The following is a 23,922-nucleotide window of genomic DNA, read 5'->3' on the forward strand; positions in this document are numbered from 1 at the left end:
TGCCCACGGCCCGAGAACCACGAAGCACAATGACCATTTCCGGGTGATTTCGGGTAGTTTCGTGGTATGAAGGCCGCGATACCTACCCGAGGTCCGACCGGACTGCTCATCGCGCTGGCGCTCGCCGTCCTGACCGCTCTGTCGGTCCTGACGGCGGGTGCTCCAGGCGCCTCCGCGGCCACCGGCGTCCAGGCCGTTGCCGAAGCCCTGCAGAAGAACCCGGTCTACGTCGACCCGGCCGCGGCCGACGAGTTGCCGGAGTCCGACGCGGACGCCCTGGCCAAGCAGATCGAGGGTGCCGACAAGCCGCTGTTCGTGGCGGTGCTCCCGGACGGCTTCCCCACCGAGAACCTCTTCACGGACCTGCGTACCGCCACCGGCGTCACCGGCCTGTACGCCGTCCGCCTCGGCGACCGGTTCGACGCCCGCGCCGACTCCTCGGTCCTGCCGCGCAACGCCGTGCAGAACCTGGTGACCAGCGTGCGCGGCGAGGACGACGTGCGGACCCAGCTCGACGACTTCACCGACCGGGCGCTGGCCAACATGGGCGGCTCGGCCCCCGCCGGCTGGTCCACCTCCGGTGACGGGGGCGGGGTGTCGACCACCGGGCTGATCGTCGCCGGCGCGGTCCTGGCGGCCGGTGGTGCGGGTGCCTACACGCTCGTCCGCCGCAACCGCCGCCGCCACGAGGAGGAGCAGCGGCAGGCGCTGGAGAGGCTGCGCGTGGTGGTCGACGAGGACATCACGGCCTTCGGCGAGGAACTGGACCGCCTGGACTTCCACCCCGGCGAGCCGGGCGCCGACGACTTGATGCGCGCGGACTACGAGCGTGCCCTGGATTCCTACGACAAGGCGAAGACGTCCATGGCTCAGGCCCGCAGACCGGAGGACGTCCGTACGGTCACCGAGGCCCTGGAGGACGGCCGTTTCTCGCTGGTCCAGCTCGCCGCCCGCCGCGAGCACAGGCCGCTGCCCGAGCGCCGGCCGCCCTGCTTCTTCGACCCGCGCCACGGCCCCTCGGTCGCCGACGCCACCTGGACACCCCCGGGCGGCGCGGCCCGCGAGGTCCCGGTCTGCGCCGCCGACCGGACCCGTCTGGCCGACGGCCGCGATCCCGTCATCCGCGAGGTGGACACCGACTACGGCCGCCGCCCGTACTGGGATGCCGGACCCGCCTACGGCCCCTGGGCGGGCGGCTACTTCGGCGGCGGCATCCTGCCGGGCCTGCTGGTCGGCACACTGCTCGGCAGCATGATGGCGGGCCCCGCCTACGCGGCCGACTACGGCGGCGGGTACGGCGACTTCGGCGGTTACGAGGGCGGCGACGTCTCCGGCGCCGACTTCGACTCCGGTGACTTCGGTGACTTCGGCGGCGGCTTCGGCGGTGGGGACTTCGGCGGGGGCGGGGACTTCGGCGGCGGGTTCTGAGCGGTCCCGCCCCTGGCCGGGTCGTCCTGATCCGTCAGTGCCCGGGCCCAGTGGCGGGCGAGGTCGACGGTGTGCGCGCGGGGCGCGTCCGCGACCACCGTGCAGCGCACGGTGTCCGGGGTGCGGGTGAAGGAGAGGTACACCGGAGTCCGGTCGCCGATGCTGAGCACCATGGAGGCGGTGTCGAGCCGCGCGCCGAAACTGACGAAGGCCACCGGGAAGGTCACGCTGCTGGTGAGCAGCGGGTACACCCGGGGCCCGAGCACGCCGCGCAGCAGGCCGGCGCTCGGTCCCAGCGGCCTGGGCAGGTCGAGCAGGGCGCGGACGGCATGCCGGCGCTGTGTCCGCCGCAGGACCTCGGTCTGGCGGTGCACCGCCTCCAGCGCGGCGCCGAGGGTGGTGGCCGTGCGGGGCAGCGCGACCAGGGAACCCGCCACGCGGTTGCCGGGCCCGTACTGTTCGTGCGTCCGGCGGGTGGACATGATCATCAGGGTGCGCTGATCGGATGTGGCGGTGGGCGCCTTCCAGGACCGCAGCGCGAGGGCGAGGGCGGCGAGGCTGACGTCGTTGACGGTGACGCCGTGGCTCGTGGCGAGGTCGCGCAGCCGTGCCGTGGGCACGTCGTGATGGCTCCACAGGGGCGCTGCCCGGCCCGGCGGTGCGCTGCCCAGGTGCTGCCCGGCACGGTCGGTGCGCACGGCGGGCGAGGCGACTCCCCAGGCCGCCCGCAGCAGCGCGCCGGGGCCCGGCCTCTCGGTGCCGTGCAGGCGGGGGCCCTCGACGGGTGCGTCGGCGAGCAGCGCGATCAGGGCGTGGGCGGCGCCGACACCGTCGAGGAAGGCGTGATGCACCCGGAAGCAGACACGGAACCGGTCCGGCGCGTCCCGCCGGGTGAGCAGCCAGCAGTCCCACTGCGGGTGCCGCCGTCCGGGCAGGGGATGCCCGATGAGGCTCTCGCACACGTCGGCGAGCGCCTGCGGACCGCCCGTCGGCACCTCGCGGTGATGGACGTGGACCGCCTGATCCAGGTCACCGCCCTGGGCGGGCCAGATCCGTGCCCCGCGAGGAGGGAAGAGGTGCCGCAGGGCAGGCAGCCGCCGGGCCTCCCGCAGGACGCGCGCGGCCAGGTCGTCGTACGACGGCGGCGGCCCGAGGAAGTCGAGGAAGAACCCGACGACCGGCGGCTGGTCGTCGGGCATGCTCAGGAACGCCCGGTCCATGGCTCCGATGGCATGCATGGAGCAGCACTGTAGTGACACACAGTGACGTGTGCCGGAAGAACGGGGAATCTCCCGGCGTCTGCTGTCGGCAGATCGGCGGCGGCGGAGCGGGGGCGCGCGGCTACCGTGAGCGCATGCCGCACACACCCGCGCTCCTCGTGCTCGACATGCAGAACGCGCTGATGGCCGTCGCCGACCGCGCCGCCGAGACCGTCGCCGCCATCGCCGGGCTACGGGAGCGCGCCCGGGCCGCCGGTGTGCCGGTGGTGACGATCCAGCACCGGGGCGAGGGGCTGGAGGCCGGCAGCGAGGGCTGGCGGATCGTGCCCGAGCTCCGGCCCGCCGAAGGGGAGACCGTCGTCCACAAGACCGGCGCGGACGCCTTCGTGGACACCGGCCTCGACCGGATCCTCACGGCGCTGGGCGTCACCGAGGTGGTGGTCACCGGGTACGCGACCGAGTTCTGCGTGGACAGCACGGCACGGCAGGCGCTGAGCCGCCGCTACGACCTCATCCTGGTCGCCGACGGCCACACCACGAAGGCACGGCCCGACGCCGACGGCCTGGTCTCGTCGGACCGTGCGATCGCCCATCACAACGCCGTGTACCGGTACATCGGCTACACCGGACGCCGTATCCGCGTCCTGCCCGCGTCCGAGGTGGACTTCGCCGCTCCCGGCCCGCCCGTCAGGCGTTCCTGATCGCCGAGATGTCGAAGTTCAGCTTGATCTTGTCGGACACCAGCACCCCGCCGGTCTCCAGGGCCGCGTTCCAGGTCAGGCCCCACTCGGAGCGCAGGAGCTGCGCCTTGCCCTCGAAGCCGACGCGCTCGTTGCCGAAGGGGTCCTTGGCGGCGCCGTTGAACTCCAGGTCGATGGTGATCGGCCTGGTGGTGCCGAGGATCGTCAGGTCGCCGGTGATGCGGTAGTCGTCGCCGCCGAGGGACTCCGCGCCGGTGGAGCGGAAGGTCATCGTCGGGAACTGGTCCGTCTTGAAGAAGTCCGAGCTCTTGAGGTGGCCGTCGCGGTCGGCGGAACCCGTGTCGATGCTGTCCATCTTCACGTCGAGGGACGCCGTGGACCGGGACGGGTCGGTGCCGTCGAGGTGCAGTTCGCCGCTGAAGTCGAGGAACTTGCCCTTGACGTTGGTGACCATGGCGTGACGCGCGGTGAAGCCGAGCGTGGAGTGGGCCGGGTCGATCGTGTAGTCGCCGGTCAGGCGGGCCAGGTCCGGGTTCGTGCCCATGCTTTGCTCCTCTGCCAGAATGTTGAACCTTTAACTAGTCCAACACGGGGGACTGTAGACCTATTCCGTTCCGCCTTCAACCGTCTGCGCCGTGCGTCCGCGATGTCCACACCCGTGCCGGACACCGATTGGAAAACCGGGCGAAGTGGTACCCGTGCACCATGTCCTCGGTCGCGGTCTTGGTCGAGCTGGTCCGCAGCGACACGGCGGGTGGCCACGTCAAGTGCTGGGAACGGTTCGCGGAAAGCGCCGCCCGGCTGCCGGACCCCCACGGGCTCGATCTCACCGTCTACTTCCTCGGCGAGCGGGAGCGGACGCAGAGCCTCTCGCCGCACGTACGGTTCGTCACGCTGCGGCCCGTGCTCAGCTCGGCCGCCCTGGTGTCGGCCGACGGAGCGGAGGACGTCACCGACCTCGCCCCGTACCACCCGCGCCTCGCCGGGCTGCTCCCACGGCACGACGTCTGGCATCTGACGCACAGCTTCGCCTACGCCGCCACCGCGGCCCGGCTCGCCCGGCGTACGGCCCGGCGGCCCAGACTCCTGGGCTCGCTGCACACCGATGTCCCGGCACTGGCCTCGGTGTACACCCGCTACCTCGCCGGCCACCGGCTGCCCGCCTCCGCCCGCGCGCCCGTCGGCTACCTCGCGGACCGGACGGCGGACGGCGCCGAGGCCTGGATGCGGCGACGCCGGGACCGGCTGCTGCGCCGGTGCGAACGGGTGCTCGTCCCCACCCCGGCGGGGCGCGAGGAGCTCGCCCGCGCGCTGGGCGCGGACCGGATCTCCCTGCTCCGCCGCGGCATCGACCACGAGCGCTTCCACCCCGACCCCACGGCCCGCGCCCGGCTCGCCCGGCAGTACGACGTGCCGCCGGACCGTCCGCTGGTGCTGTTCGCCGGACGCCTGGACGCGTCCAAGGGTGTGCCGCTGCTGGTGGAGAGCGTACGGCGGCTGCGGGACCGGGGCCGCGGCGTGCACCTCGTGACGGCGGGCTCCGGGGCGGAGGCGGACCCGGCACGGCGGACCCTCGGCCCGGACGTCACCCTCCTCGGCCCTCTCCCGCAGCACCGGCTGGCGGACGTCTACGCGGGCTGCGACATCTTCGCCTTCCCGTCCCGTACGGAGACCGCCGGCAATGTCGTCGCCGAGGCGATGGCGAGCGGCCTGGCGGTCGTCCTGCCCGAGGGCGCCACGACCACGCAGTGGCTGACCGCCCCCGGCCGCGACGGCCTCGTGGTACCGCACGACGACCCCGGGGAGTGGTCGGACGCCCTGCGCGCCCTGATCGACCGCCCGACCCGACTCGACTCCCTGCGCCACCACGCCGCGGCCACGGCCCGCTCCACGCATCCCACCTGGGACCGGGTCCTCACCGAGGACCTCCTGCCGGTGTGGTCGCCGCCTGTCCGGTCGTGTCGGGGCGGCGACGAGTGGACGGCCTGACCGTGACGCATGCCGCTCAGTCGCCGTCACGGCGCCCTCCGTGCAGCGCCGCCACCAGCGGTGACGAGTCCAGGCTGACGATTCCGGCGATCACCAGGGCCAGCCCTGCCGCCGTGACGGCGGTGACGGGCCAGCCGGTGCGGACGGTCTCGCCGAAGACCGCCGTGCCGACGGTCACCGCCACCACCGGCTCGGCGGCGTCGATCACCGTCATGCTCGCGGCCAACGGCCCCTGCTGGAACGCGCTCTGGATGAGCAGCAGCCCCACCACGCTGGCGACGACGAGGGCGTACGTCTCCCAGGCGGCGAGCGCGGTCGGCAGCCCGTGCCGGAGCCGTCCGACCGTCGCGGCCAGCAGCACGGACTGGGTGCCCATGACCGCCCCGGCCGCCAGCGCCAGCGCCGACGTCCGCCAGGGCCCGTGCAGCAGCCGCGCGGTCGCCAGCGCGCAGCAGACCAGGGCGGCGGTCGCGCCCAGCACCAGCAGCCAGGACAGGAGATCCGTCGCACCGGGGTGCCCTCCGTGCGGGCGGGCCGAGGCGAGGGCCAGCGCCAGGCCCGCGGCCACCGCGAGGGTGCCGAACCACTCCCGGGCCCCCAGCCGCATGCGGTACAGCCGCGCGGACAGCGGAACCGCGAACACCAGCTCGGTGACGATCAGCGGCTGCACCAGGCTGAGCGGCCCGAACGCCAGCGCCAGCGACTGGAAGCCGTAGGCGAGCACGGCCAGAGCGATGCCGTACCGCCACAGCCGGTCCCGTACCAGGTGGGCCAGCAGACGCGGGGAGAGCGCCTCCTCGTCCGGACGGGCGCCCGCGGCCCGTTGCTGGAGCACACCCGCGACCGCGAAGCAGACCCCGGCGGCGAGCGACGCGAGGACGGCGATCGTCATGGCCGGCGGGGCGTCGCCCCCCGGGTGTGGACGTACAGGCGGCGCCGGTCGCCGACGTCGACGGGCTGCGGCAGGGGCAGCTCGTACCGCACGGGCAGGGCGTGGTCGGCGAGCTGCCGGCGCGGGTTGTAGACCTGGTTGAACTTCCACAGCATGCGCGCGAAGTTCGTCTGCCCGTGCAGCAGGTTGCGGGTCAGCACGCGTGCCGCGCCGAACGCCGTGCGCAGCCCCAGGTGCTTGCGGTTGATCACCGCCTGGGTGCGCACCAGCTCCTCGTAGAACCGCTCCAGCGGCAGCTTCGTCGGGACCACGGCGTGCTGGATGTCGAAGAGGCGGTAGTCCCGCGTGGTGAGCCGGCGCGACTCCGTGTGCCAGATCTCCGTACCGGGATACGGCGTCATCACCGTGAAGTGGACGATCTCCGGCACGGACAGCGCGAACTCCCGGACGACCCGGAAGCGTTCCTCGTCCCACCCCGGGTCGACGATCAGGTTGATGGCGACGTTGATGCCCATGCGGCGGGCGACCTGAAGGGCCCGGAGGTTCTCGTCGGGGCTGACTCTCTTGCGGAACAGCTCCAGCCCCTCCGCGTCGATGGCCTCCATCCCCAGGAACATGTAGCGCAGCCCCAGCCGCGCCCACCGCTCGAACACCTCCGGGTGGCGCAGCAGCACATCGCTGCGGGTCTCCAGGTAGTACCGCTTGCGGATACCGCGCCGCTCCACCTCCGCGGCGATGGCGTCGCCGTGCTCCGGCCGGATGAAGGCGACGTCGTCCACGATGAACACGTTGGGCTCACGGATGCCCGCCAGGTCCTCGGCCGCCGCCTCGGGGGAAGCCTTGCGGTAACTGCGGCCGTAGAACGTCCAGGCCGAGCAGAACGAGCAGTCCCACGGGCAGCCGCGCGTGAACTCGATCGAGGCACACGGGTCGAGCTCCCCGATGAAGTAGCGGCGCCGGCCCCGCATCAGGTCGCGCGCCGGGCGCGGGGCGTCGATGCCGTGCAGCATCAGCGGTGCCGGCCCGCGCCCGGAGGCCGTGACGATCCCGGGCACCCCGTCCACCCCACCGTCCCGGACCGCCTGAAGCAGCGGCGCGATCGCCGGCTCGCCCTCGCCCCGGACCACCGCGTCCACCGCACCGCGCGCCTGCTCGATGACCTCCTCGGCGACGAAGGAGACGCTGTGCCCGCCCAGGAAGACGAAGCAGCCGGGCACGGCCCGCTTCACCGCCGCGGCCAGGCCGATCGCCTCGGGGACGTTCGCCAGGTAGTTCAGCGAGATGCCGAGCGCCTGAGGCCGGAACGACCGCACCTCACGCGCCAGCCTGGACCGGCTGAGCACCTGGAGGTCCACGACCCGGACCTCGTGCCCCGCTTCCCGGGCCGCGCCCGCCACCCGCTCCAGGCCCAGGGGCTCCAGCCGGAGGAAGATCTCGGAGTACATCAGGGCACTGGGGTGGACGAGCAGCACACGCATGGTCACCTCGTCACGGGATCGGGCTGGAACCGGAACGGAGGGGAACCGGAACGTCAGAGGTATCCCCTTGGTATCCCGGCCCCTCCGCCCCGCGCACCGCCCATACCCCCGCCTGGCCGCACCGGGCGGCACTCACGGGTGGTTCACCGCGCCGGAACCCCCCCGGCCGCCGACCGCCCGCGTCCCGCGAATGGCCGCTGAACTGGCGCCGGTGTTCCGGTCGGCGGTGTCCTGTAACTCCAGCGACCTGTAGCTCCAGCGCGGGGAGACCATCGTGACCCACCCACGTCCCCCTTCCCTCACCCACCCGCCGACGGCCACCGCCCCCGCACCCGGACGTCCGGCACTCCGGCACCCGGACCGGCCCGTGGCCCTGATCACCGGCGCCTCCTCGGGGATCGGCGCCTCCACGGCACGCCGCTTCGCCGCCGGGGGCTGGCACCTGCTGCTCAGCGGACGGGACCGGCGCCGCCTGGAGCAGACCGCCGTCGGCACGTCGGCCGTCGTCCTGCCCGCCGACCTCGCCACACCCGAGGGTCCGCGGGGACTGGCACGGGCCGCGCTGGAGGCGTCGGGCCGGATCGACCTGCTGGTGGCGGGAGCGGGCATCGGCTGGGCCGGTCCCTTCACCGCGATGCCGCACACGGCCATCGACGAGGTGCTGGGCCTGGACCTGGTCGCCACCGTCCACCTCGTACGGGAGGTGCTGCCCGCCATGGTGGAGGCGGGCCGGGGACGCGTGGTCCTCGTCGGCTCGGTCGCGGGCACCGTGGGCGTACGGGAGGAGGCGGTGTACTCCGCCGCCAAGGCCGGCGTCGCCGCGTTCGCCGAGGCGCTGCGGCAGGAACTGCGGGGGACCGGCGTGGGAGTGACCCACCTCGTGCCGGGCCCGGTGGACACCCCCTTCTTCGAACACCGCGGCACCCCCTACCAGCGGTCCCGGCCGCGCCCCACCTCGCCCGGCCGGATCGCCGGCGCTGTCTGGGACGCCGTCGAACACGGGCGCGACGACGTCCACGTGCCCGGCTGGCTGACCCTGCCGGGCCGGGTGCGCGGCCTGACGCCCACCCTGTACCGGCGCCTGCTCAACCGCTTCGGCTGACCCACGCTCGCCCGCGTGATAGACGGCTGGGCATGACTCCCACGCGTCGAGCCGTCCTCGCCGCCGCCGGCCTCCTGGCGGCCCTCACCGCAGGAACCGCCCGCGCCGCCGCCTCCGACCGCTACGTCACCCTCCGCGGACGCTGGCTGGACCTCGCCCTCGGCACCGGCTACGACCCCGCCGCCGAACCGTACGCCTCCCGCCTCGCCGAGATCGGCGAACTCGCCCGCGCCTTCCAGGCCACCATGGCCCCCACCCCCACCTCCCTCTGGCCCGAACGTCCCTTCGACCCGCCCTCCGGCATCACCTTCAGCTACGGCCGGCTGTGGACCATGACCCAGGCGTACGTCCAGCAGGGCACCGGCTGCACGGGCGACGACACCCTCCTCGCGGACATCCTGCGCGGCCTCGACCACCTCTCCGCCACGGTCTACAACCCCTCCACCACCCGCTACGGCAACTGGTGGGAGTGGCAGATCGGCAGCCCCCGCCTCCTGATGGACATCACGGCCGCCCTGTACGACCAGCTCGGCGCGCCCCGGATCACCGCCGCCTGCGCCGCCGTGGACCACTTCATCCCGGACAGCATGCTCCGCGACTACTCCGGCACCTCGACCGGCGCCAACCGCGTCGATCTGTGCCGCTCCGTCGCCCTGCGCGGCGTCCTGGGACGCGCTCCCGCCAGGATCGCCCTCGCCCGGGACGCGCTCTCGCCGGTCTTCCCGTACGTCACCGGCGGAGACGGCCTCTACGCCGACGGCTCCTTCGTCCAGCACACCTGGGTCGCCTATTCGGGGACGTACGGACAGGTCCTGCTCGACGGGCTCGGCCGCCTCTTCGCCCTGTTCGCCGGGTCGGACTGGGAGGTCACGGACCCGAACCGGCAGATCGTCCTGGACAGCGTCGAGCACGCCTACGCGCCGCTCCTCCACGACGGGCTGGTCATGGACAGCGTCAGCGGCCGGGCGATCAGCCGGGGGCACCTCAAGAGCGACGACCGGCACGTGATGCGCGGCGACCACTTCCACGGGCAGCAGCTCATCGCGGCCATCGCGCTGCTGGCGGCCGGGGCGAGCGAGGCGGAACGGACGCGCTGGCACGCGCGCGTGAAGGGCTGGATCGAGCGAGACACCGTCAGCCCCATCCTGTCGGCACGACAGTTCGGGACCGCGGACCTGGCCCGCCTGCACGCCATCGCCGCCTCACCGGTCGCGCCCGCTCCCGAACCCGTCGGACACCACCTCTTCGCCGCCATGGACCGCGCCGTGCACCGCCGCCCCGGCTTCGTGGCGAACATCGCCATGTCCAGCGACCGCATCGCGCATTACGAGTGCGGCAACGGCGAGAACCCGCGCGGCTGGCACACCGGCGCCGGGATGCTCTCCTGGTGGGCCGGTGCGACCGACCAGTACACCGACTGGTTCTGGCCCACCGTCGACTGGTACCGCCTGCCCGGCACCACCGTCTCCACCACACGCCTGCCGGACCGCGCGGGGGGCGAGTGGGGCGAGCCCAAGCCGGACGTGCGGTGGGTCGGCGGCATCACCGACGGCGAGTACGCGGCGATCGGGCAGCACCTGAAGGGACTCGGCTCGACCCTGCGGGCCCACAAGTCCTGGTTCTGCGTCGCGGACGCGGTGATCTGCCTCGGGGCGGGCATCACCTGCACCGACGGCACCCCGGTCGAGACGATCGTCGACAACCGCAACCTCGGCGAGGGCGGCACCCAGACCTTCGTACGGGGCAGGGGCTGGGCCCATCTGGAGGGACACGGCGGCTGGCTGATCCCCGAGGGCGAGCTGCGCACCCTCCGCGAGGACCGCACCGGCGCCTGGTCCGACATCAACACCGCCGGCGGCACCGAGCGCCGCACCCGCCGCTGGCAGACCCTCTGGCTGGACCACGGCACGGACCCGGCGGACGCCAGGTACGTCTACGTCCTGATGCCCGGCGCCACGCGCCAGGCGGTCGCCCGCCGCGCCGCCGACCACCGCTGGCTGCCGATCCTCGCCAACGACAGCAGATGCCAGGCGGTGGCCGTGCCCTCCCTGGGCCTGACGGCCGCGAACTTCTGGCAGGCCGGTACGGCGGGTCCGCTCGGCGCAACGGCCGGCGCGAGCCTGCTCCTCCGCCGCCAGGGCCGTACGGCTACTCTCTGCGTGAGCGAGCCGCCGCGCACGGGCCGGCCGCTGGAGATCACCTGGGACCACCCCGTGCGCGCGGTCGTCCGGACCGACGACTCGGTCGAGGTTCTCTCCGCGGGCCGCCGGTTGAGGCTCCGTGTCACTCCGGGGGAGGCATGCGCAGGCCACCGATGTGAGGTGGTTCTCAGCTGAGGACTTGTGCGACCCCTACAAGCGCCAGGCCCTCTGAGCAGTCGAAACGGCTGCATGCCGCGGTGGTTCTGTTCAGGGGTACCAGGAAAACACGCCGGAGACTGTGAGGAGTCGACGGCTCGCTTTCGCCGGTCTGCTTCGTAAGGTCGCTACATGACCGTTTTGGATGAGGCGCCGGGTGAGCCGACGGACGCGCGCGGGCGAGTGGCCGAACTGCACGAGATCCGTGCACAGGCGCTGGCGGGCCCCAGCGAAAGGGCGACCGAGGCGCAGCACGCCAAGGGCAAGCTGACCGCACGGGAGCGCATCGAGCTGCTGCTGGACCCGGGTTCCTTCCGGGAGGTCGAACAGCTGCGCCGGCACCGGGCCACCGGCTTCGGCCTGGAGGCCAAGAAGCCGTACACCGACGGTGTGATCACCGGCTGGGGCACGGTGGAGGGCCGTACGGTCTTCGTCTACGCCCATGACTTCCGGATCTTCGGCGGCGCGCTGGGCGAGGCCCACGCCACCAAGATCCACAAAATCATGGACATGGCCATCGCGGCCGGTGCCCCGCTGGTCTCGCTGAACGACGGTGCGGGCGCGCGCATCCAGGAGGGCGTCTCGGCCCTCGCCGGCTACGGCGGCATCTTCCAGCGCAACACCAAGGCGAGCGGTGTCATCCCGCAGATCAGCGTGATGCTCGGCCCGTGCGCGGGCGGCGCGGCGTACAGCCCCGCCCTGACGGACTTCGTGTTCATGGTCCGTGAGACCTCGCAGATGTTCATCACCGGCCCGGACGTGGTCAAGGCGGTGACGGGCGAGGAGATCACCCAGAACGGCCTGGGCGGCGCGGACGTCCACGCCGAGACCTCGGGCGTCTGCCACTTCGCCTACGACGACGAGGAGACGTGCATCGCGGAGGTCCGCTACCTCCTGTCGCTCCTCCCGCAGAACAACCGGGAGAACCCGCCGAGGGTGCAGAGCACGGACCCGGTGGACAGGCGGTCGGACGTCCTGCTGGACCTGGTCCCGGCCGACGGCAACCGGCCGTACGACATGGTCAAGGTCATCGAGGAGATCGTCGACGACGGTGAGTACCTGGAGGTCCACGAGCGCTGGGCGCGCAACATCATCTGCGCGCTGGGCCGGATGGACGGCCAGGTCGTCGGCATCATCGCCAACCAGCCGCAGGTGCTGGCGGGTGTGCTGGACATCGAGGCGAGTGAAAAAGCTGCGCGCTTTGTCCAGATGTGCGACGCTTTCAACATCCCGATCATCACGTTCCTGGACGTCCCGGGCTTCCTCCCGGGTGTCGACCAGGAACACGGCGGCATCATCAGGCACGGCGCGAAGCTGCTCTACGCCTACTGCAACGCGACCGTGCCGAGGATCTCGCTGATCCTGCGCAAGGCGTACGGAGGTGCGTACATCGTGATGGACAGCCAGTCCATCGGCGCGGACCTCACCTACGCCTGGCCGACCAACGAGATCGCGGTGATGGGCGCCGAGGGCGCGGCCAACGTCATCTTCCGCCGGCAGATCGCCGACGCCGAGGACCCCGAGGCGATGCGGCAGAAGATGGTCAAGGAGTACAAGTCCGAGCTGATGCACCCGTACTACGCGGCGGAGCGCGGCCTGGTCGACGACGTGATCGACCCGGCGGAGACCCGCGAGGTGCTGATCAAGTCCCTGGCGATGCTGCAGACCAAGCACGCCGACCTGCCCTCCCGCAAGCACGGCAACCCCCCGCAGTAACCCAGCGGACCCGTCGCGGCAACCCCGCCGACCTCTCTCTCACGGAGACTGACACCCATGGACACCCCTGACATCCGCGTCGAGAAGGGCCACGCCGAGCCCGAGGAAGTCGCCGCCATCACGGCCATCCTCCTGGCCCGCGCCGCAGCCCGCCCGTCCACGACCACTCCGGCCCACCGCGGCCGCGTGAAGGCCGGCTGGCGCCGCCTGGAGCGCGAGCCGGGCTTCCGGGCGCCGCACAGCTGGCGCTGAGCCTTTCGGCCTACCCACGGCCCCGTTCTCCTTCGGGAGGGCGGGGCCGTACGCCATCGCCTCCGGCGCCGCGAGCGACTGACGCACCCCGTGCCGCAGTGACGGCCGGGATCGCAGCAAGGTCGTGCATCCGCGGACAGGAGGGCCCGGACCGGTTCGGCCATCGACAGCTGCCGCGCCTGCTGCCGCCTCCGCGCTCATCCACGTCCGTCCCAGAAACGGCTCACGGCCCCCGCTCCTCCAACCGGAGAAAACGGGGGCCGTGGGCGAAAACCCGCGGAGCGCTACCGCAGCCGCGCCATCAAGGCGTGCTCCACCAACGTGATCAGCGTCGACTTCGCGTCCGCCCGATGGCGCGCGTCCGTCGTGATGATCGGGGTGTCGGGGCCGATCTGCAGCGCCTCGCGCACCTCGTCCGGCGTGTACGGCTGCTGGCCGTCGAAGCCGTTGAGGGCGATGACGAACGGCAGGCCGCTGTTCTCGAAGTAGTCCACCGCCGGGAAGCAGTCGGCCAGGCGCCGGGTGTCCACCAGGACCACCGCGCCAATGGCGCCGCGCACCAGGTCGTCCCACATGAACCAGAAGCGGTCCTGGCCCGGCGTACCGAACAGGTACAGGATCAGGTCCTGGTCCAGGGTGATACGGCCGAAGTCCATGGCGACCGTGGTGGTCGTCTTGTCCCCGGTGTGGGTGAGGTCGTCGATGCCCGCCGAAGCAGACGTCATGACGGCCTCCGTGCGCAGCGGGTTGATCTCCGAGACGGCGCCGACGAACGTGGTCTTGCCCACGCCGAAGCCGCCCGCCACCACGATCTTTGCGGAGGTGGTGGAGCGGGAAGGACCGCCGCTAGAGCTTGCGAAGTCCACTGAGCACCCTTTCGAGCAGTGTCACGTCTGGCTGGCCGCCGGCGTTCTCGTCGCCGCCGGGCTGATGGATGGCGACCAGTCCCGCCTCCGCCAAGTCGGCGACGAGGATCCTGGCCACGCCGAGAGGGATCGTGAGCAGAGCCGAGATCTCGGCTACCGACTTGATCTCACGGCAGAGGTTGCAGATCCGCTGATGCTCGGGCAACTGGCCCTGCATCTGGTGCGGCTGCGCAGTGGTGTGCACCAGCGCCTCGATGGCGAGCTGGTAGCGCGGGCGAGTCCGGCCGCCGGTCATGGCGTACGGACGCACCAACGGGTTGTTCGACGCCCCGGCGGGCGCCGGCTCTGGGGTGCGGCGCTGCGGCTGCACGGGCTGGATGCGCGGTGCCGGTGGCTGGTCGTACGGCGACGGGCCGGGGCCCTGCGGCGCGTACGGCTGCCGGTGGCTCGGTGCGGAGGGGAAGTTGTACCGGTTCTGGGAACCATCGTTCGGACCCTGGGCAGGCCCGTACGACCAGTTGCCCGAAGACGAACCGCCTGGGGGTGTTGCCACTTTCTCCTCCTCCGACTGTGCCGGGCACCCATCCCTGTGGAGCCGCGTCCCGAAACCTTACGGCCACGGGGCGCAATAACGCACCGTCCGCCCGTTAGTTGAGCAGGCTCCCCTGGAGCTCCGCACGAAGGTCCGGTGTCAGGACCGTACCGGCTCGGTCCACCAGAAGGGCCATCTCGTACCCGATAAGACCGATGTCCGCCTCCGGGTGCGCGAGAACCGCGAGCGACGAACCGTCGGAGATGGACATGATGAAGAGGAATCCCCGCTCCATCTCCACAACCGTCTGGTTCACGCTGCCGCCCTCGAAGATCCGGGAGGCGCCTGCCGTCAGAGACGTCAGACCGGAGGCGACGGCCGCGAGCTGGTCGGCTCGGTCGCGGGGGAAGCCTTCGGACATCGCCAGAAGGAGTCCGTCGGCGGAGACCACCACCGTGTGGGACACCCCCGGGGTGTTGTCCACGAAGTTGGTGATCAACCAGTTCAGGTTCTGTGCCGCCTGGCTCATCGGGCTCACACTAACGCTCCTGGTTGTAGGTGCTGTCAGGACCGAAGCCCTGGCCGTTCGTTTCACTGCCTGCGTTGCGGCCTCGCTGTACGCCGCGGCGCAGGTTGCTCAGCCTGCCCCGGACGTCCTCCGGAGCGCGGGAGACCTGTGGGCCTCCCTGGGGGGTGGTTTCGGCGGCACCCTCGACCAGGTTGGCCCTGGGTACCCGCCGCGGCAGGCCGGAGGAGGTGACCCCGCCCGCCTTGGGCTTCCGGAGCTGAGCGGCCTGCTGCCAGCGCTGGTCGTTCGCCGAGCGCCAGCTGCTGTCGCCGTTGCTCTCCGGGGCGGAAGCCGGCGCTTCCTGGTTCACGTGCCGCGCGCCGCCCGTCGCGCCGGTCGCGGTGGACCCGCGGCGGGGCAGCCCGGAGTCGGTCAGTGCGTGAGCGGCGGAGGCGGCCGGTCCCGGACGGTCGAAGCCTACGCGGTCCGCCTCGGTCGCGTCAGCGGCCTGCGCAGATTCCGTTTCCGGAGCGTACTCGGAGGGATAGCCGTTCTGGTAGCCGTCCTGCTGCGGCCAGTCGTCCTGGTGGCGCCGCTGTTCGAAGGCAGGGAAGCTCTCCCGGGCAGCGGGAGCCGCCGGAGCGGGCTCCTCCTGCACCGGCTCCGCATACGAAGGCTCGGGGTAGCCGCCGTTCGACGGGAAACCATCGCCCTGCGGCAGGCCGGTGTTCTGCGTGAAGTACTGGTCCTCGTACGACGGCGGCCGCTGCTCCTCGTACGCGATCTGCTGCTGTTCCTCGTACGTCGGCTGCCGGTCGTACGAGGAGGGCAGCTCCTGGTAGCCGGTTCGGCCACCGTCGTACTCCTGCTGGGCGGAGAACTGGTCCGGGTACCCGGACTGCTCCGCGGGCTCCTGGGGAGTCTGCTGGGGCTGCTGGCCGTGTGTCTGGGCCTCCAGGGCCGCACGGCGCCCCTCGCGCATCAGGGAGCGGCCGACGGGATCGAGCTCGCGTATGTCGTCGGGGACCTCGGCGTAGCGGCTGTCGTCGAAGCCGAGCTCCGCGGCCGTCCGCATCGGCTGGTTGAAGTCCTCGCCGCCGAAGTTCTGCTCCGGGATGATCTGCGAGACGGTGAACTCGTCGCCGCCCATGTGCTGCTCGCCGCCACCGCCGTGCGTGATGGCGTCGGGGAGCATGACCAGCGAGGTCGTCCCGGCCTGCTCGCCGGAGGGGCGCAGCTGGACGCGGATGCCGTGCCGGTCGGACAGGCGGCCGACCACGAACAGGCCCATGCGCTGCGAGATCGCGGCGTCCACGGTCGGCGGGTTGGCCAGCTTGTGGTTGATGTCCGCGAAGTCCTCGGCCGTGAGGCCGATGCCCTTGTCGTGGATCTCGATCATCACGCGGCCGTCGGGGAGACGGGTCGCGGTGACGCGGACCTTGGTCTGCGGGGAGGAGAACGTGGTGGCGTTCTCCAGCAGCTCGGCCAGCAGGTGCACGAGGTCGGTCACGGCCCGGCCGTGGATCTCGGCCTCCGGGACGCCCTGCAGTTCGATGCGCTCGTACTGCTCCACCTCGGAGGAGGCGGCGCGCAGCACGTCGATCAGCGGCACCGGCTGGTCCCACCGGCGGCCGGGCTCCTCGCCCGCGAGGACGAGGAGGTTCTCGCCGTTGCGGCGCATACGGGTCGCGAGGTGGTCCAGCTTGAAGAGGTTCTCCAGCTGATCCGGGTCGGCCTCGTTGTTCTCCAGGTCGGTGATCAGGGTCAGCTGGCCCTCGATCAGCGACTGGTTGCGGCGCGAGAGGTTGGTGAAGATCGCGTTGATGTTGCCCCGCAGCAGGGCCTGCTCGGCGGCGAGCCGGACGGCCTCGCGGTGGACCTGGTCGAAGGCGCGGGCGACTTCGCCGATCTCGTCGGTCGAGGCGATCGGGATGGGCGCCACCCGGGTGTCGACCCGGCCGGGGTCGGTGCGGGAGAGCTGGTCGACCAGCATCGGCAGGCGCTGCTCGGCGATACCGAAGGCGGCGTTGCGCAGCTGGCGCATCGAGCGGCTCATCTGGCGGGCCACCATGCCGGCCAGGATGAACGCGGCGAGCAGGGCGACGACGACGGCGGCACCGGTGATGTAGGCGTCGCGCTGGGCGTCGTCGGCGATGGTGGAGGCCTCGTTCACCGCCGCGTCGGCCATGTCGGCCTCGATCTTGCGGTAGGCGTCGAACTTGAGGGTGTTGACCGCCCACCAGTTCTGCGCGGTGATGCCCTTCTCGGCCAGCGCGGCCCGTGCGCTCGGGTCGGTGGAGTCGAGCTGGGAGAGCTCCGAGACCATCGTGGTGGTCTTCTCGGGCGGCGGCACGTAGCTCGGGTCCTTGGCCTTGGCCTCCCTGGCCATCGCCGCACCGTCGGCCCTGATCTGCGTCTCGGCCGCCTTCAGCTTGGCCGCGTCCGCCTCGGTGCCACCGCCGATGTACTCCTCGACGGCGATGCCCTCCAGGTAGGCGTAGGAGGAGAGGGCGACGCGCTGGCTGGCGAGGCTGCCGTCGCCCGGGCCGGGCTTGACCAGCAGCTGCATGCCGATGGAACGCTCCAGCGACAGCGCCGCCTTGGTCAGCGAGATCGCGTAGACGGTCCGGCCGTAGCTGGTGATGTTGCCGGTGCCCAGACCGAGCTCGTTGGCGAACTCCATCAGGGGGTGCGCGACCTGGACGTAGCCTTCCTGGGTCTTCACACCGGTGAGCTGGGTGGTGTACGCGGCGGCGCGCAGCGTCTGGAGCTTGGGCTCCTCGTCGCGGAACAGCTTCAGACGGCGCTCCAGGCCGGCCTTCGCCGGCATGTTCTGCGCGGCCGCGTCGAAGGCGTCGGCGGCGTCGTCGGTGGCCTTGCGGGCGGCGACGACGGTCTTGTCCTGCTGGCCCTTGCCCTGCAGCAGGGGAGCGGCGGTGACGTCGCGCTCGTTGTAGAGGGCGTTGGCGTAGGTGAGGGAGGCCCGCACCAGGCGCGCGGTGTTCTCCGCGTCCTCGGCCTCCTGCCAGGTGTCGATCGAGCTCTTCACCTGGAAGCCGCCCATGACGAGGCCGACCAGCACGGGTATGAGCAGGATCGCGTTGAGCCGGGTCGCCACGCGCCAGTTGCGCGGGGAGAGACGGCCACCGCTGGGTGCGGGCGCGGCCGCTGGCTCCGAACCGGGCACGGGGGCGGGCGCCGCTGCGCGCGGCGGCGGGGTGAAGTTGCCCCGGGCCGACGGCTCGGGACTGTTCTTGCTTCGCCTCACTCGACCAACAACCTCTCGGCGGCGGGCACCAACGTTGTGCCGCAGTGTCTCAGAGCCCAGTACGCCATTGAGTACGCAGTACCGCTGAGTACGTCTTTGACTATTGGGCAGTTCAGGCATTCCAGCACGACGACCTGCGCTCTTCCAAACACTGGAACGCGATGATTCGGAGTGATGTAAGCCCCAGATAAAACGGTCATAAAGAGCGAGCCCCGCCAAAAGACGGGGCCTTTGTGCGCGCAGCGACACCAATTGACCGCGACGCGTGGCCGTACCACCCGATTCCTCTGCCGAAACGTTATGAACACCGGAGCCGACCGTGTCAAAGGACACAGTCGGCTCCGTCACATATACGACAACTGCCGTATGGTGCTGCCGACTTGACTGCTACCTCAGCCGTGCCATCAGGGCGTGCTCGACCAGCGTGATCAGGGCACTCTTGGCGTCGGCGCGGTGCCGGGCGTCGGTGGTGATGATCGGGGTGTCCGGTCCGATCTGCAACGCCTCGCGCACCTCCTCGGGCGCATAGGGCTGCTGGCCGTCGAAGCCGTTCAGCGCGACGACGAAGGGAAGGCCGCTGTTCTCGAAGTAGTCCACCGCCGGGAAGCAGTCGGCCAGGCGCCGGGTGTCCACCAGCACCACCGCGCCGATGGCGCCGCGCACCAGGTCGTCCCACATGAACCAGAAGCGGTCCTGGCCCGGCGTACCGAACAGGTACAGGATCAGGTCCTGGTCCAGGGTGATACGGCCGAAGTCCATGGCGACCGTGGTGGTCGTCTTGCCCCCGGTGTGGGTGAGGTCGTCGATGCCCGCGCTCGCGGACGTCATGACGGCCTCCGTGCGCAGCGGGTTGATCTCCGAGACGGCGCCGACGAACGTGGTCTTGCCCACGCCGAAGCCGCCGGCCACCACGATCTTCGCGGAGGTGGTCGCCCGGCCCCCGTCAGAGCTTGCGAAGTCCACTGAGCACCCTTTCGAGCAGTGTCACGTCCGGCGCGCCGGTGTTCTCGTCGCCGCCCGGCTGGTGGATGGCGACGAGGCCGGCCTCGGCCAGGTCCGCGACGAGGATCCTGGCCACGCCCAGCGGCATGTTCAGCAGCGCCGACACCTCGGCGACCGACTTCACTTCGCGGCACAGGTGGCAGATGCGCTGGTGCTCAGGGAGCAGTCCCATGAGCGCTGCCGGGTCGGCCGTCGTACTGATCAGTGCCTCGATGGCGAGCTGATAGCGCGGCCTGGTCCGGCCACCGGTCATCGCGTACGGACGGACCAGCGGCTGGTCGCCCTCGTCCTCGTACGGCTCCGCGTACGGATCATGAGAGGCGGTGGGCGGGGTCATGAATCCTCCGGGCGGGACAGCAAGTCGGTCAATCAAGCCGTCTGACGGGGCCGGTGGGGGGATTGTGGCGGCCGGACGGTGTTTTGGTGATGTAGGTGGTGCCGGGGACTGTCAGTGGAGCAAACTGCCCTGGAGCTCGGCGCGCAGGTCGGGGGTGAGTACCGCGCCCGCGCGGTCGACCAGCAGCGCCATCTCGTAGCCGACCAGGCCGATGTCGCACTCGGGGTGGGCGAGCACGGCCAGGGACGAGCCGTCCGAGATGGACATCAGGAACAGGAACCCGCGTTCCATCTCGACCACGGTCTGCGCCACGGTGCCGCCCTCGAAGATCCGGGAGGCCCCGGCCGTCAGCGAGGTCAGCCCCGAGGCGACGGCCGCGAGCTGGTCGGCGCGGTCACGGGGGAAGCCTTCGGACATCGCCAGAAGGAGTCCGTCGGCGGACACGACGACGGTGTGGGACACGCCCGGTGTGTTGTCCACGAAGTTCGTGATCAACCAGTTCAGATTCTGTGCCGCCTGGCTCATCGGGCTCAACTAACGCTCCTGCTGGTGAGTGGGCCGCGAGAAGCTGCCGGTCTGACCGGAGCCTGCCTGACGACCTTGTGCGATACCCCGACGAAGATTGGTCAGTCGGCCGCGCACGTCGTCGGGCGCGCGCGAGACCTGCGGACCGCTCTGGTGGGTTTGCTGCTGAGCCGTGCCCGGGACGAGGTTCGCCCGGGGCACCCGGCGCGGCAGGCCGGAGGTGGTGACACCGCCCGCGGCCGGCTGCCGGACGCGCTCGGCCTGCCGGACGAGGTCGTCGTTCGGCGAGCTGCGCCAAGCGGCGGAGGCGGGACGCTGAGGGCCCGAGGAGGCCTGCGGCTGCTGCGGGGCCGGAGCCGAGCTGTTGCTCTGCTGCTCCTGGTCCTCACCACGGCCGCCACGGAACCAGTTGGTCTCCAGCGTGTCGTACAGCGGCGTACGCCCGTCACCGGGACCGGACGCCGGAGGCAGGGCCTCGGGCTCCTGGCGGACCGGACGCTGCTGCGGAACCGGAGGCCGCGGCGCCCCGAAGTCGGCGGCCCCGCCACGCGTGCCGTTGACCTGCGGGCGCTCGAACTGGCCGGTCTGCGCCGGGTCCAGCCGGTCCGGCAGGGCGTGCCGGCCCGTGGAGGCGTTGTCGTAGTCCTGCGGGGTCGCGTACCGGCCCGTCGTGGACGGCGCCGCCGGGCCACCCGGTCCGTTCGGCGCGCCGAAGACGTCCGGGCGGACGAACTGACCGTTGTTCTGCTGGGTGTTCTCGTCCTGGCCGAACGGGTCCGCGGGCTGCCGGCCGTTCACCCCGGGCTGGGCGAACCGGCCCGTGCTCTGCGGGCTGCCGGCGTCGAAGTCCGGGCGGGCGAACTCGGAGGTGGAGCCCGGACCCTGCCGGTCGTCGAACCGCGGGATCTCGGAGGTGGAGCCCGGACCCTGCCGGTCGTCGAACCGCGGCATCCGGGAGGTCTGTGCCGGGTCCTGCTCGTCGTGGCCGCGCGGGGTGTCCAGCGAGGCGCGCGGCACCGGCGGCTGCGCGTTCTCGTCACTCCAGTTCGGCGTGCGCGGCTGCGGGTTGCCGCCGGGCAGCTCGGCCCGCGGGCCACCCTGCGGCGGCAGCTGCGGACGACGGCCGCCCTGCTCGGCGTCGCCGCCGGAGCGCTGCGGCGGGCGAGCCTGATCCAGGCCGGGAGCCCGGCCGCCCCCGAAGGGATCCTGGTCCTGCGGCGCGCTCGTGCCCGCGGCCTGCAGGCCCTGCGGGGCACCCGGCGCCTGACCGAAACCGGCGCCCGCGGGGGACGGCCGGCCCTGCTGGGGTGCCGCGGGAGACTGCGGTCCGCGCGCTCCGTCCGGCGCACCGGGACGGCCGCCCGCGTCGCGCCCGGGCAGCGCGGCCCGCGGGCCCTGACCGGCGCCGAGCCGGCCACCGCCGGCCGGAGCGCCGGCACCGAGGGAACCGCCGTTCTGGCCGGCGCCGGCGGCACGCCGGGCCGCGGCCGCACCGGCGGCGGCCTGCGCGGCGGCCGGACCGCCGGACCCACCGCCCTGACCGGGCTTCGGCTGCGGCTTCTTGCCGCCCTGGGCGACATCGACGGGCAGCATGACCAGCGCGGTAGTGCCACCGGAGTCGGACGGGCGCAGCTGGATCCGGATGCCGTGGCGCTGCGACAGACGGCCGACCACGAACAGACCCATGCGGCGGGAGACCGACACGTCCACGGTGGGCGGCGAGGCGAGCCGCTCGTTGATCGCGGCCAGGTCCTCCGGCGACAGACCGATTCCGGTGTCGTGGATCTCGATCAGCACCCGGCCGTCGGGCAGCGCGTGACCGGTGACCCTGACCTTGGTCTGCGGCGAGGAGAACGAGGTCGCGTTCTCCAACAGCTCGGCGAGCAGGTGCACGAGGTCGTTGACGACCCGGCCGGCCACTTCGGTGGTCGGCACGGCGGCCAGCTCGATGCGCTCGTACTGCTCCACCTCGGAGGCGGCGGCGCGGAGCACGTCGACCAGCGGCACCGGACGGGTCCACCGGCGGCCGGGCTCCTCACCCGCGAGGACGAGGAGGTTCTCACCGTTACGGCGCATACGGGTCGCGAGGTGGTCCAGCTTGAACAGCGAGGACAGCTGGTCCGGGTCGGCCTCGCGGGACTCCAGCTCGGAGATCAGCGACAGCTGGCGCTGGATCAGACCCTGGGAGCGACGCGAGAGGTTGGTGAACATCGCGTTGACGTTGCCCCGCAGCAGGGCCTGCTCGGCGGCGAGGCGGACCGCCTCGCGGTGCACGTCGTCGAAGGCCGCGGCCACCCGGCCGATCTCGTCCTTGGAGTGGACGCCGACCGACTCCACGGAGGTGTCGACGTCCTGCGGGTCGGACTCCGAGAGCTGCTTGACCAGCTCGGGCAGGCGGTCCTGGGCGACCCTGGTGGCGGTCTCCTCCAGGCGGCGCAGCGAGCGGATCATGCCTCGGGCCACGACGAAGGCGCCGACCAGCGACACACCGAGCACGAGCAGGATCAGGGCACCGGAGATGATCGCGTCACGCTCGGTGGCGCTGCGCAGCTCACGGGCCTTCTGCTCCATGTCCTCCAGCAGCGTGTGCTCGATGTTCTTCATCTGCTGGATCTTGGTGGAGCTGTCGTCCAGCCAGTCCTGGTACGAGCGCTTGTCCAGACCGGCGAGGCCGTCCTTGCTGGCGAGGGCGCGGCTGGCGTAGGTGTCGGTCGCCTCGATCGTCGGGTTGTTCTCCTCGATGGGCTGGAGGAGTTCCTCGGCACCGTCGCCGTAGATGCTGGTGAAGGCGCGGATATCGGACTTCTGGCTCTGCAGCGCCGACTGGGCGTAGAGGCGGTCGTTCTCGGAGAGGTCGCCGGCCGTGCGGTTGGTCGGGGGCAGCGCCGCGGCGAGGACGGCGCGCTGGACGGAGGCGTACTCCTTGGCCGACGAGAAGGCCGACAGGGCGCGCGTCCGCTGGATCATCTCGGGGTTGCTGGTCGCCTCCGCCATGTCCTGCGAGAGGTCGAGCAGACCGGTGATCAGGCGGTGGTAGGCCTCGACCGTCTGCGTCGAGTTGCCTTCCTGCTGGTAGGCGGTGCTGCGGATCTTGTTGAGGTCGATCAGGTCCCGCGCGATGCCGACCACGCTGTCCCGGACGCCCTGGAGGTTGCCGTCCTTGCTGGCGGCGTCGATCTCCTCCGACTGGTCCAGGAAGTTCTTCATGGCCCGGTCGGTCTTCTCACGGTCGCCCTTCACCGTGAGGTTGCTGGCCTTCGAGCCGTGCGCCAGCGGACCGGCGGACTGGTCGCGCTCCTCCTGGAGCGCGGCGGCCAGCTCGGTGGCCTGCTTGGTCATGTCCGTCAGCAGCTTCATGTTGTCGAGCTGCTGGATGTCGTCCATGGACTGGTTGATACGCAGCGCGCCCAGCGAGGTGGCCGCGACCACGGGCAGCGCGAGCAGCGACACCAGACGGGTGGAGATACGCCAGTTGCGCAGAGCTATTCGCGAGCCGGGGCCGCTCGGGCCCTTCGGCGGCTTCATCGCCGGCGCCGGGCCGGCACCCCCCGAAGGTGCCGACGCGCCGGGGCGCCCGGGGCGCTCGCCGCCGTCGCCGGACGGGGCCGGGCCCGGGTTCTGGGCGTGCTGGGGGGAGGGGCTGCCCTTTATGGGGCCAGTCCCGCCGTGCGGCTCCGGCTCCGCCGAAGCGCTGCCATCCCTCTTGAAACGTCCCTGCACTAGCGTCGCAACCTCTGGACCAGGCGTCC

At 71.8% G+C, this 23,922-nt stretch carries 19 protein-coding genes; 7 read left to right on the plus strand and 12 right to left on the minus strand.

The window, feature by feature from the left end:
- Nucleotides 1-66 precede the first annotated feature (66 nt).
- Nucleotides 67-1,428 (plus strand): hypothetical protein, encoded by a 1,362-nt coding sequence (locus NW895_RS32145; protein ID WP_289940077.1) that lies wholly within the window; start codon nucleotides 67-69, stop codon nucleotides 1,426-1,428.
- On the opposite strand, the gene NW895_RS32150 is transcribed toward NW895_RS32145, so the two are convergent.
- Complete coding sequence (locus NW895_RS32150) at nucleotides 1,311-2,666, minus strand: wax ester/triacylglycerol synthase domain-containing protein (protein ID WP_289940078.1); 1,356 nt, start codon at nucleotides 2,664-2,666, stop codon at nucleotides 1,311-1,313. The two genes, NW895_RS32145 and NW895_RS32150, sit on opposite strands and share 118 nt — an antisense overlap.
- Nucleotides 2,667-2,782: 116 nt before the next feature.
- Here NW895_RS32150 and NW895_RS32155 point away from each other — a divergent pair, with 116 nt between their 5' ends.
- Nucleotides 2,783-3,349, plus strand: coding sequence for a cysteine hydrolase family protein (locus NW895_RS32155; RefSeq protein WP_289940079.1), 567 nt, complete (start codon nucleotides 2,783-2,785; stop codon nucleotides 3,347-3,349).
- On the opposite strand, the gene NW895_RS32160 is transcribed toward NW895_RS32155, so the two are convergent.
- Complete coding sequence (locus tag NW895_RS32160) at nucleotides 3,336-3,893, minus strand: YceI family protein (RefSeq protein ID WP_289940080.1); 558 nt, start codon at nucleotides 3,891-3,893, stop codon at nucleotides 3,336-3,338. The genes NW895_RS32155 and NW895_RS32160 overlap by 14 nt on opposite strands.
- Before the next feature lie 161 nt (nucleotides 3,894-4,054).
- Between NW895_RS32160 and NW895_RS32165 the strand changes: the two genes are divergently transcribed.
- Nucleotides 4,055-5,338 carry a glycosyltransferase gene (locus tag NW895_RS32165; protein WP_289940081.1) on the plus strand — a complete coding sequence of 428 codons (1,284 nt, stop codon included), beginning with the start codon at nucleotides 4,055-4,057 and terminating at the stop codon, nucleotides 5,336-5,338.
- Between the two features lie 16 nt (nucleotides 5,339-5,354).
- Here NW895_RS32165 and NW895_RS32170 read toward each other — a convergent pair whose 3' ends face one another.
- Entirely contained in the window at nucleotides 5,355-6,230 is an 876-nt protein-coding gene (locus NW895_RS32170; RefSeq protein ID WP_289940082.1) for a DMT family transporter, read from the minus strand.
- On the minus strand, nucleotides 6,227-7,708 hold the full coding sequence (gene hpnR / locus NW895_RS32175; RefSeq protein ID WP_289940341.1) for a hopanoid C-3 methylase HpnR: 1,482 nt from the start codon (nucleotides 7,706-7,708) through the stop codon (nucleotides 6,227-6,229). The genes NW895_RS32170 and hpnR overlap by 4 nt, the downstream gene beginning before the upstream one ends.
- A 274-nt stretch (nucleotides 7,709-7,982) precedes the next feature.
- Between hpnR and NW895_RS32180 the strand changes: the two genes are divergently transcribed.
- The 4 genes from NW895_RS32180 to NW895_RS32195 all read left to right on the plus strand — a co-directional run bounded on the left by NW895_RS32180 (nucleotide 7,983) and on the right by NW895_RS32195 (nucleotide 13,135).
- On the plus strand, nucleotides 7,983-8,810 hold the full coding sequence (locus NW895_RS32180; RefSeq protein WP_289940083.1) for an SDR family NAD(P)-dependent oxidoreductase: 828 nt from the start codon (nucleotides 7,983-7,985) through the stop codon (nucleotides 8,808-8,810).
- A 32-nt stretch (nucleotides 8,811-8,842) separates the two neighbouring features.
- Complete coding sequence (locus NW895_RS32185; protein WP_289940084.1) at nucleotides 8,843-11,146, plus strand: polysaccharide lyase 8 family protein; 2,304 nt, start codon at nucleotides 8,843-8,845, stop codon at nucleotides 11,144-11,146.
- A gap of 153 nt (nucleotides 11,147-11,299) precedes the next feature.
- Entirely contained in the window at nucleotides 11,300-12,883 is a 1,584-nt protein-coding gene (locus NW895_RS32190) for an acyl-CoA carboxylase subunit beta (RefSeq protein ID WP_289940085.1), read from the plus strand.
- A gap of 57 nt (nucleotides 12,884-12,940) precedes the next feature.
- Complete coding sequence (locus NW895_RS32195) at nucleotides 12,941-13,135, plus strand: acyl-CoA carboxylase subunit epsilon (protein ID WP_289940086.1); 195 nt, start codon at nucleotides 12,941-12,943, stop codon at nucleotides 13,133-13,135.
- Nucleotides 13,136-13,419: 284 nt separating this feature from the next.
- Here the strand turns inward: NW895_RS32195 and NW895_RS32200 are convergent, their stop codons facing one another.
- The 8 genes from NW895_RS32200 to NW895_RS32235 form a co-directional block, all read right to left on the minus strand.
- Nucleotides 13,420-14,001 carry an ATP/GTP-binding protein gene (locus tag NW895_RS32200; RefSeq protein WP_114255509.1) on the minus strand — a complete coding sequence of 194 codons (582 nt, stop codon included), beginning with the start codon at nucleotides 13,999-14,001 and terminating at the stop codon, nucleotides 13,420-13,422.
- Complete coding sequence (locus NW895_RS32205; RefSeq protein WP_289940087.1) at nucleotides 13,982-14,554, minus strand: DUF742 domain-containing protein; 573 nt, start codon at nucleotides 14,552-14,554, stop codon at nucleotides 13,982-13,984. The genes NW895_RS32200 and NW895_RS32205 overlap by 20 nt, the downstream gene beginning before the upstream one ends.
- A 94-nt stretch (nucleotides 14,555-14,648) precedes the next feature.
- Complete coding sequence (locus NW895_RS32210) at nucleotides 14,649-15,062, minus strand: roadblock/LC7 domain-containing protein (RefSeq protein ID WP_004983065.1); 414 nt, start codon at nucleotides 15,060-15,062, stop codon at nucleotides 14,649-14,651.
- Between the two features lie 10 nt (nucleotides 15,063-15,072).
- Nucleotides 15,073-18,309 (minus strand): nitrate- and nitrite sensing domain-containing protein, encoded by a 3,237-nt coding sequence (locus NW895_RS32215; protein WP_289940088.1) that lies wholly within the window; start codon nucleotides 18,307-18,309, stop codon nucleotides 15,073-15,075.
- A 387-nt stretch (nucleotides 18,310-18,696) separates the two neighbouring features.
- Entirely contained in the window at nucleotides 18,697-19,272 is a 576-nt protein-coding gene (locus tag NW895_RS32220) for an ATP/GTP-binding protein (RefSeq protein ID WP_289940089.1), read from the minus strand.
- Nucleotides 19,253-19,648 (minus strand): DUF742 domain-containing protein, encoded by a 396-nt coding sequence (locus tag NW895_RS32225; RefSeq protein WP_289940090.1) that lies wholly within the window; start codon nucleotides 19,646-19,648, stop codon nucleotides 19,253-19,255. Before NW895_RS32225 ends, NW895_RS32220 begins: the two co-directional genes overlap by 20 nt.
- A gap of 111 nt (nucleotides 19,649-19,759) precedes the next feature.
- A complete protein-coding gene (locus tag NW895_RS32230; RefSeq protein ID WP_037654657.1) occupies nucleotides 19,760-20,173 on the minus strand; it encodes a roadblock/LC7 domain-containing protein in 414 nt (137 codons plus the stop codon).
- Between the two features lie 9 nt (nucleotides 20,174-20,182).
- Nucleotides 20,183-23,893 carry a nitrate- and nitrite sensing domain-containing protein gene (locus tag NW895_RS32235; RefSeq protein ID WP_289940091.1) on the minus strand — a complete coding sequence of 1,237 codons (3,711 nt, stop codon included), beginning with the start codon at nucleotides 23,891-23,893 and terminating at the stop codon, nucleotides 20,183-20,185.
- Nucleotides 23,894-23,922: the final 29 nt, after the last annotated feature.

This window comes from Streptomyces sp. S.PNR 29 (assembly GCF_030386795.1).
Lineage (GTDB): Bacteria > Actinomycetota > Actinomycetes > Streptomycetales > Streptomycetaceae > Streptomyces.

Excerpts from the sequence above, each read along its gene's own strand:
- NW895_RS32195 (WP_289940086.1), top strand. The coding sequence starts at position 12,941 with ATGGACACCCCTGACATCCGCGTCGAGAAGGGCCACGCCGAGCCCGAG.
- NW895_RS32190 (WP_289940085.1), top strand. The coding sequence starts at position 11,300 with ATGACCGTTTTGGATGAGGCGCCGGGTGAGCCGACGGACGCGCGCGGG.
- NW895_RS32170 (WP_289940082.1), bottom strand. The coding sequence starts at position 6,230 with ATGACGATCGCCGTCCTCGCGTCGCTCGCCGCCGGGGTCTGCTTCGCG.
- NW895_RS32150 (WP_289940078.1), bottom strand. The coding sequence starts at position 2,666 with ATGCATGCCATCGGAGCCATGGACCGGGCGTTCCTGAGCATGCCCGAC.
- NW895_RS32155 (WP_289940079.1), top strand. The coding sequence starts at position 2,783 with ATGCCGCACACACCCGCGCTCCTCGTGCTCGACATGCAGAACGCGCTG.
- NW895_RS32160 (WP_289940080.1), bottom strand. The coding sequence starts at position 3,893 with ATGGGCACGAACCCGGACCTGGCCCGCCTGACCGGCGACTACACGATC.
- NW895_RS32185 (WP_289940084.1), top strand. The coding sequence starts at position 8,843 with ATGACTCCCACGCGTCGAGCCGTCCTCGCCGCCGCCGGCCTCCTGGCG.
- NW895_RS32225 (WP_289940090.1), bottom strand. The coding sequence starts at position 19,648 with ATGACCCCGCCCACCGCCTCTCATGATCCGTACGCGGAGCCGTACGAG.
- NW895_RS32230 (WP_037654657.1), bottom strand. The coding sequence starts at position 20,173 with ATGAGCCAGGCGGCACAGAATCTGAACTGGTTGATCACGAACTTCGTG.
- NW895_RS32145 (WP_289940077.1), top strand. The coding sequence starts at position 67 with ATGAAGGCCGCGATACCTACCCGAGGTCCGACCGGACTGCTCATCGCG.
- hpnR (WP_289940341.1), bottom strand. The coding sequence starts at position 7,708 with ATGCGTGTGCTGCTCGTCCACCCCAGTGCCCTGATGTACTCCGAGATC.
- NW895_RS32165 (WP_289940081.1), top strand. The coding sequence starts at position 4,055 with ATGTCCTCGGTCGCGGTCTTGGTCGAGCTGGTCCGCAGCGACACGGCG.
- NW895_RS32210 (WP_004983065.1), bottom strand. The coding sequence starts at position 15,062 with ATGAGCCAGGCGGCACAGAACCTGAACTGGTTGATCACCAACTTCGTG.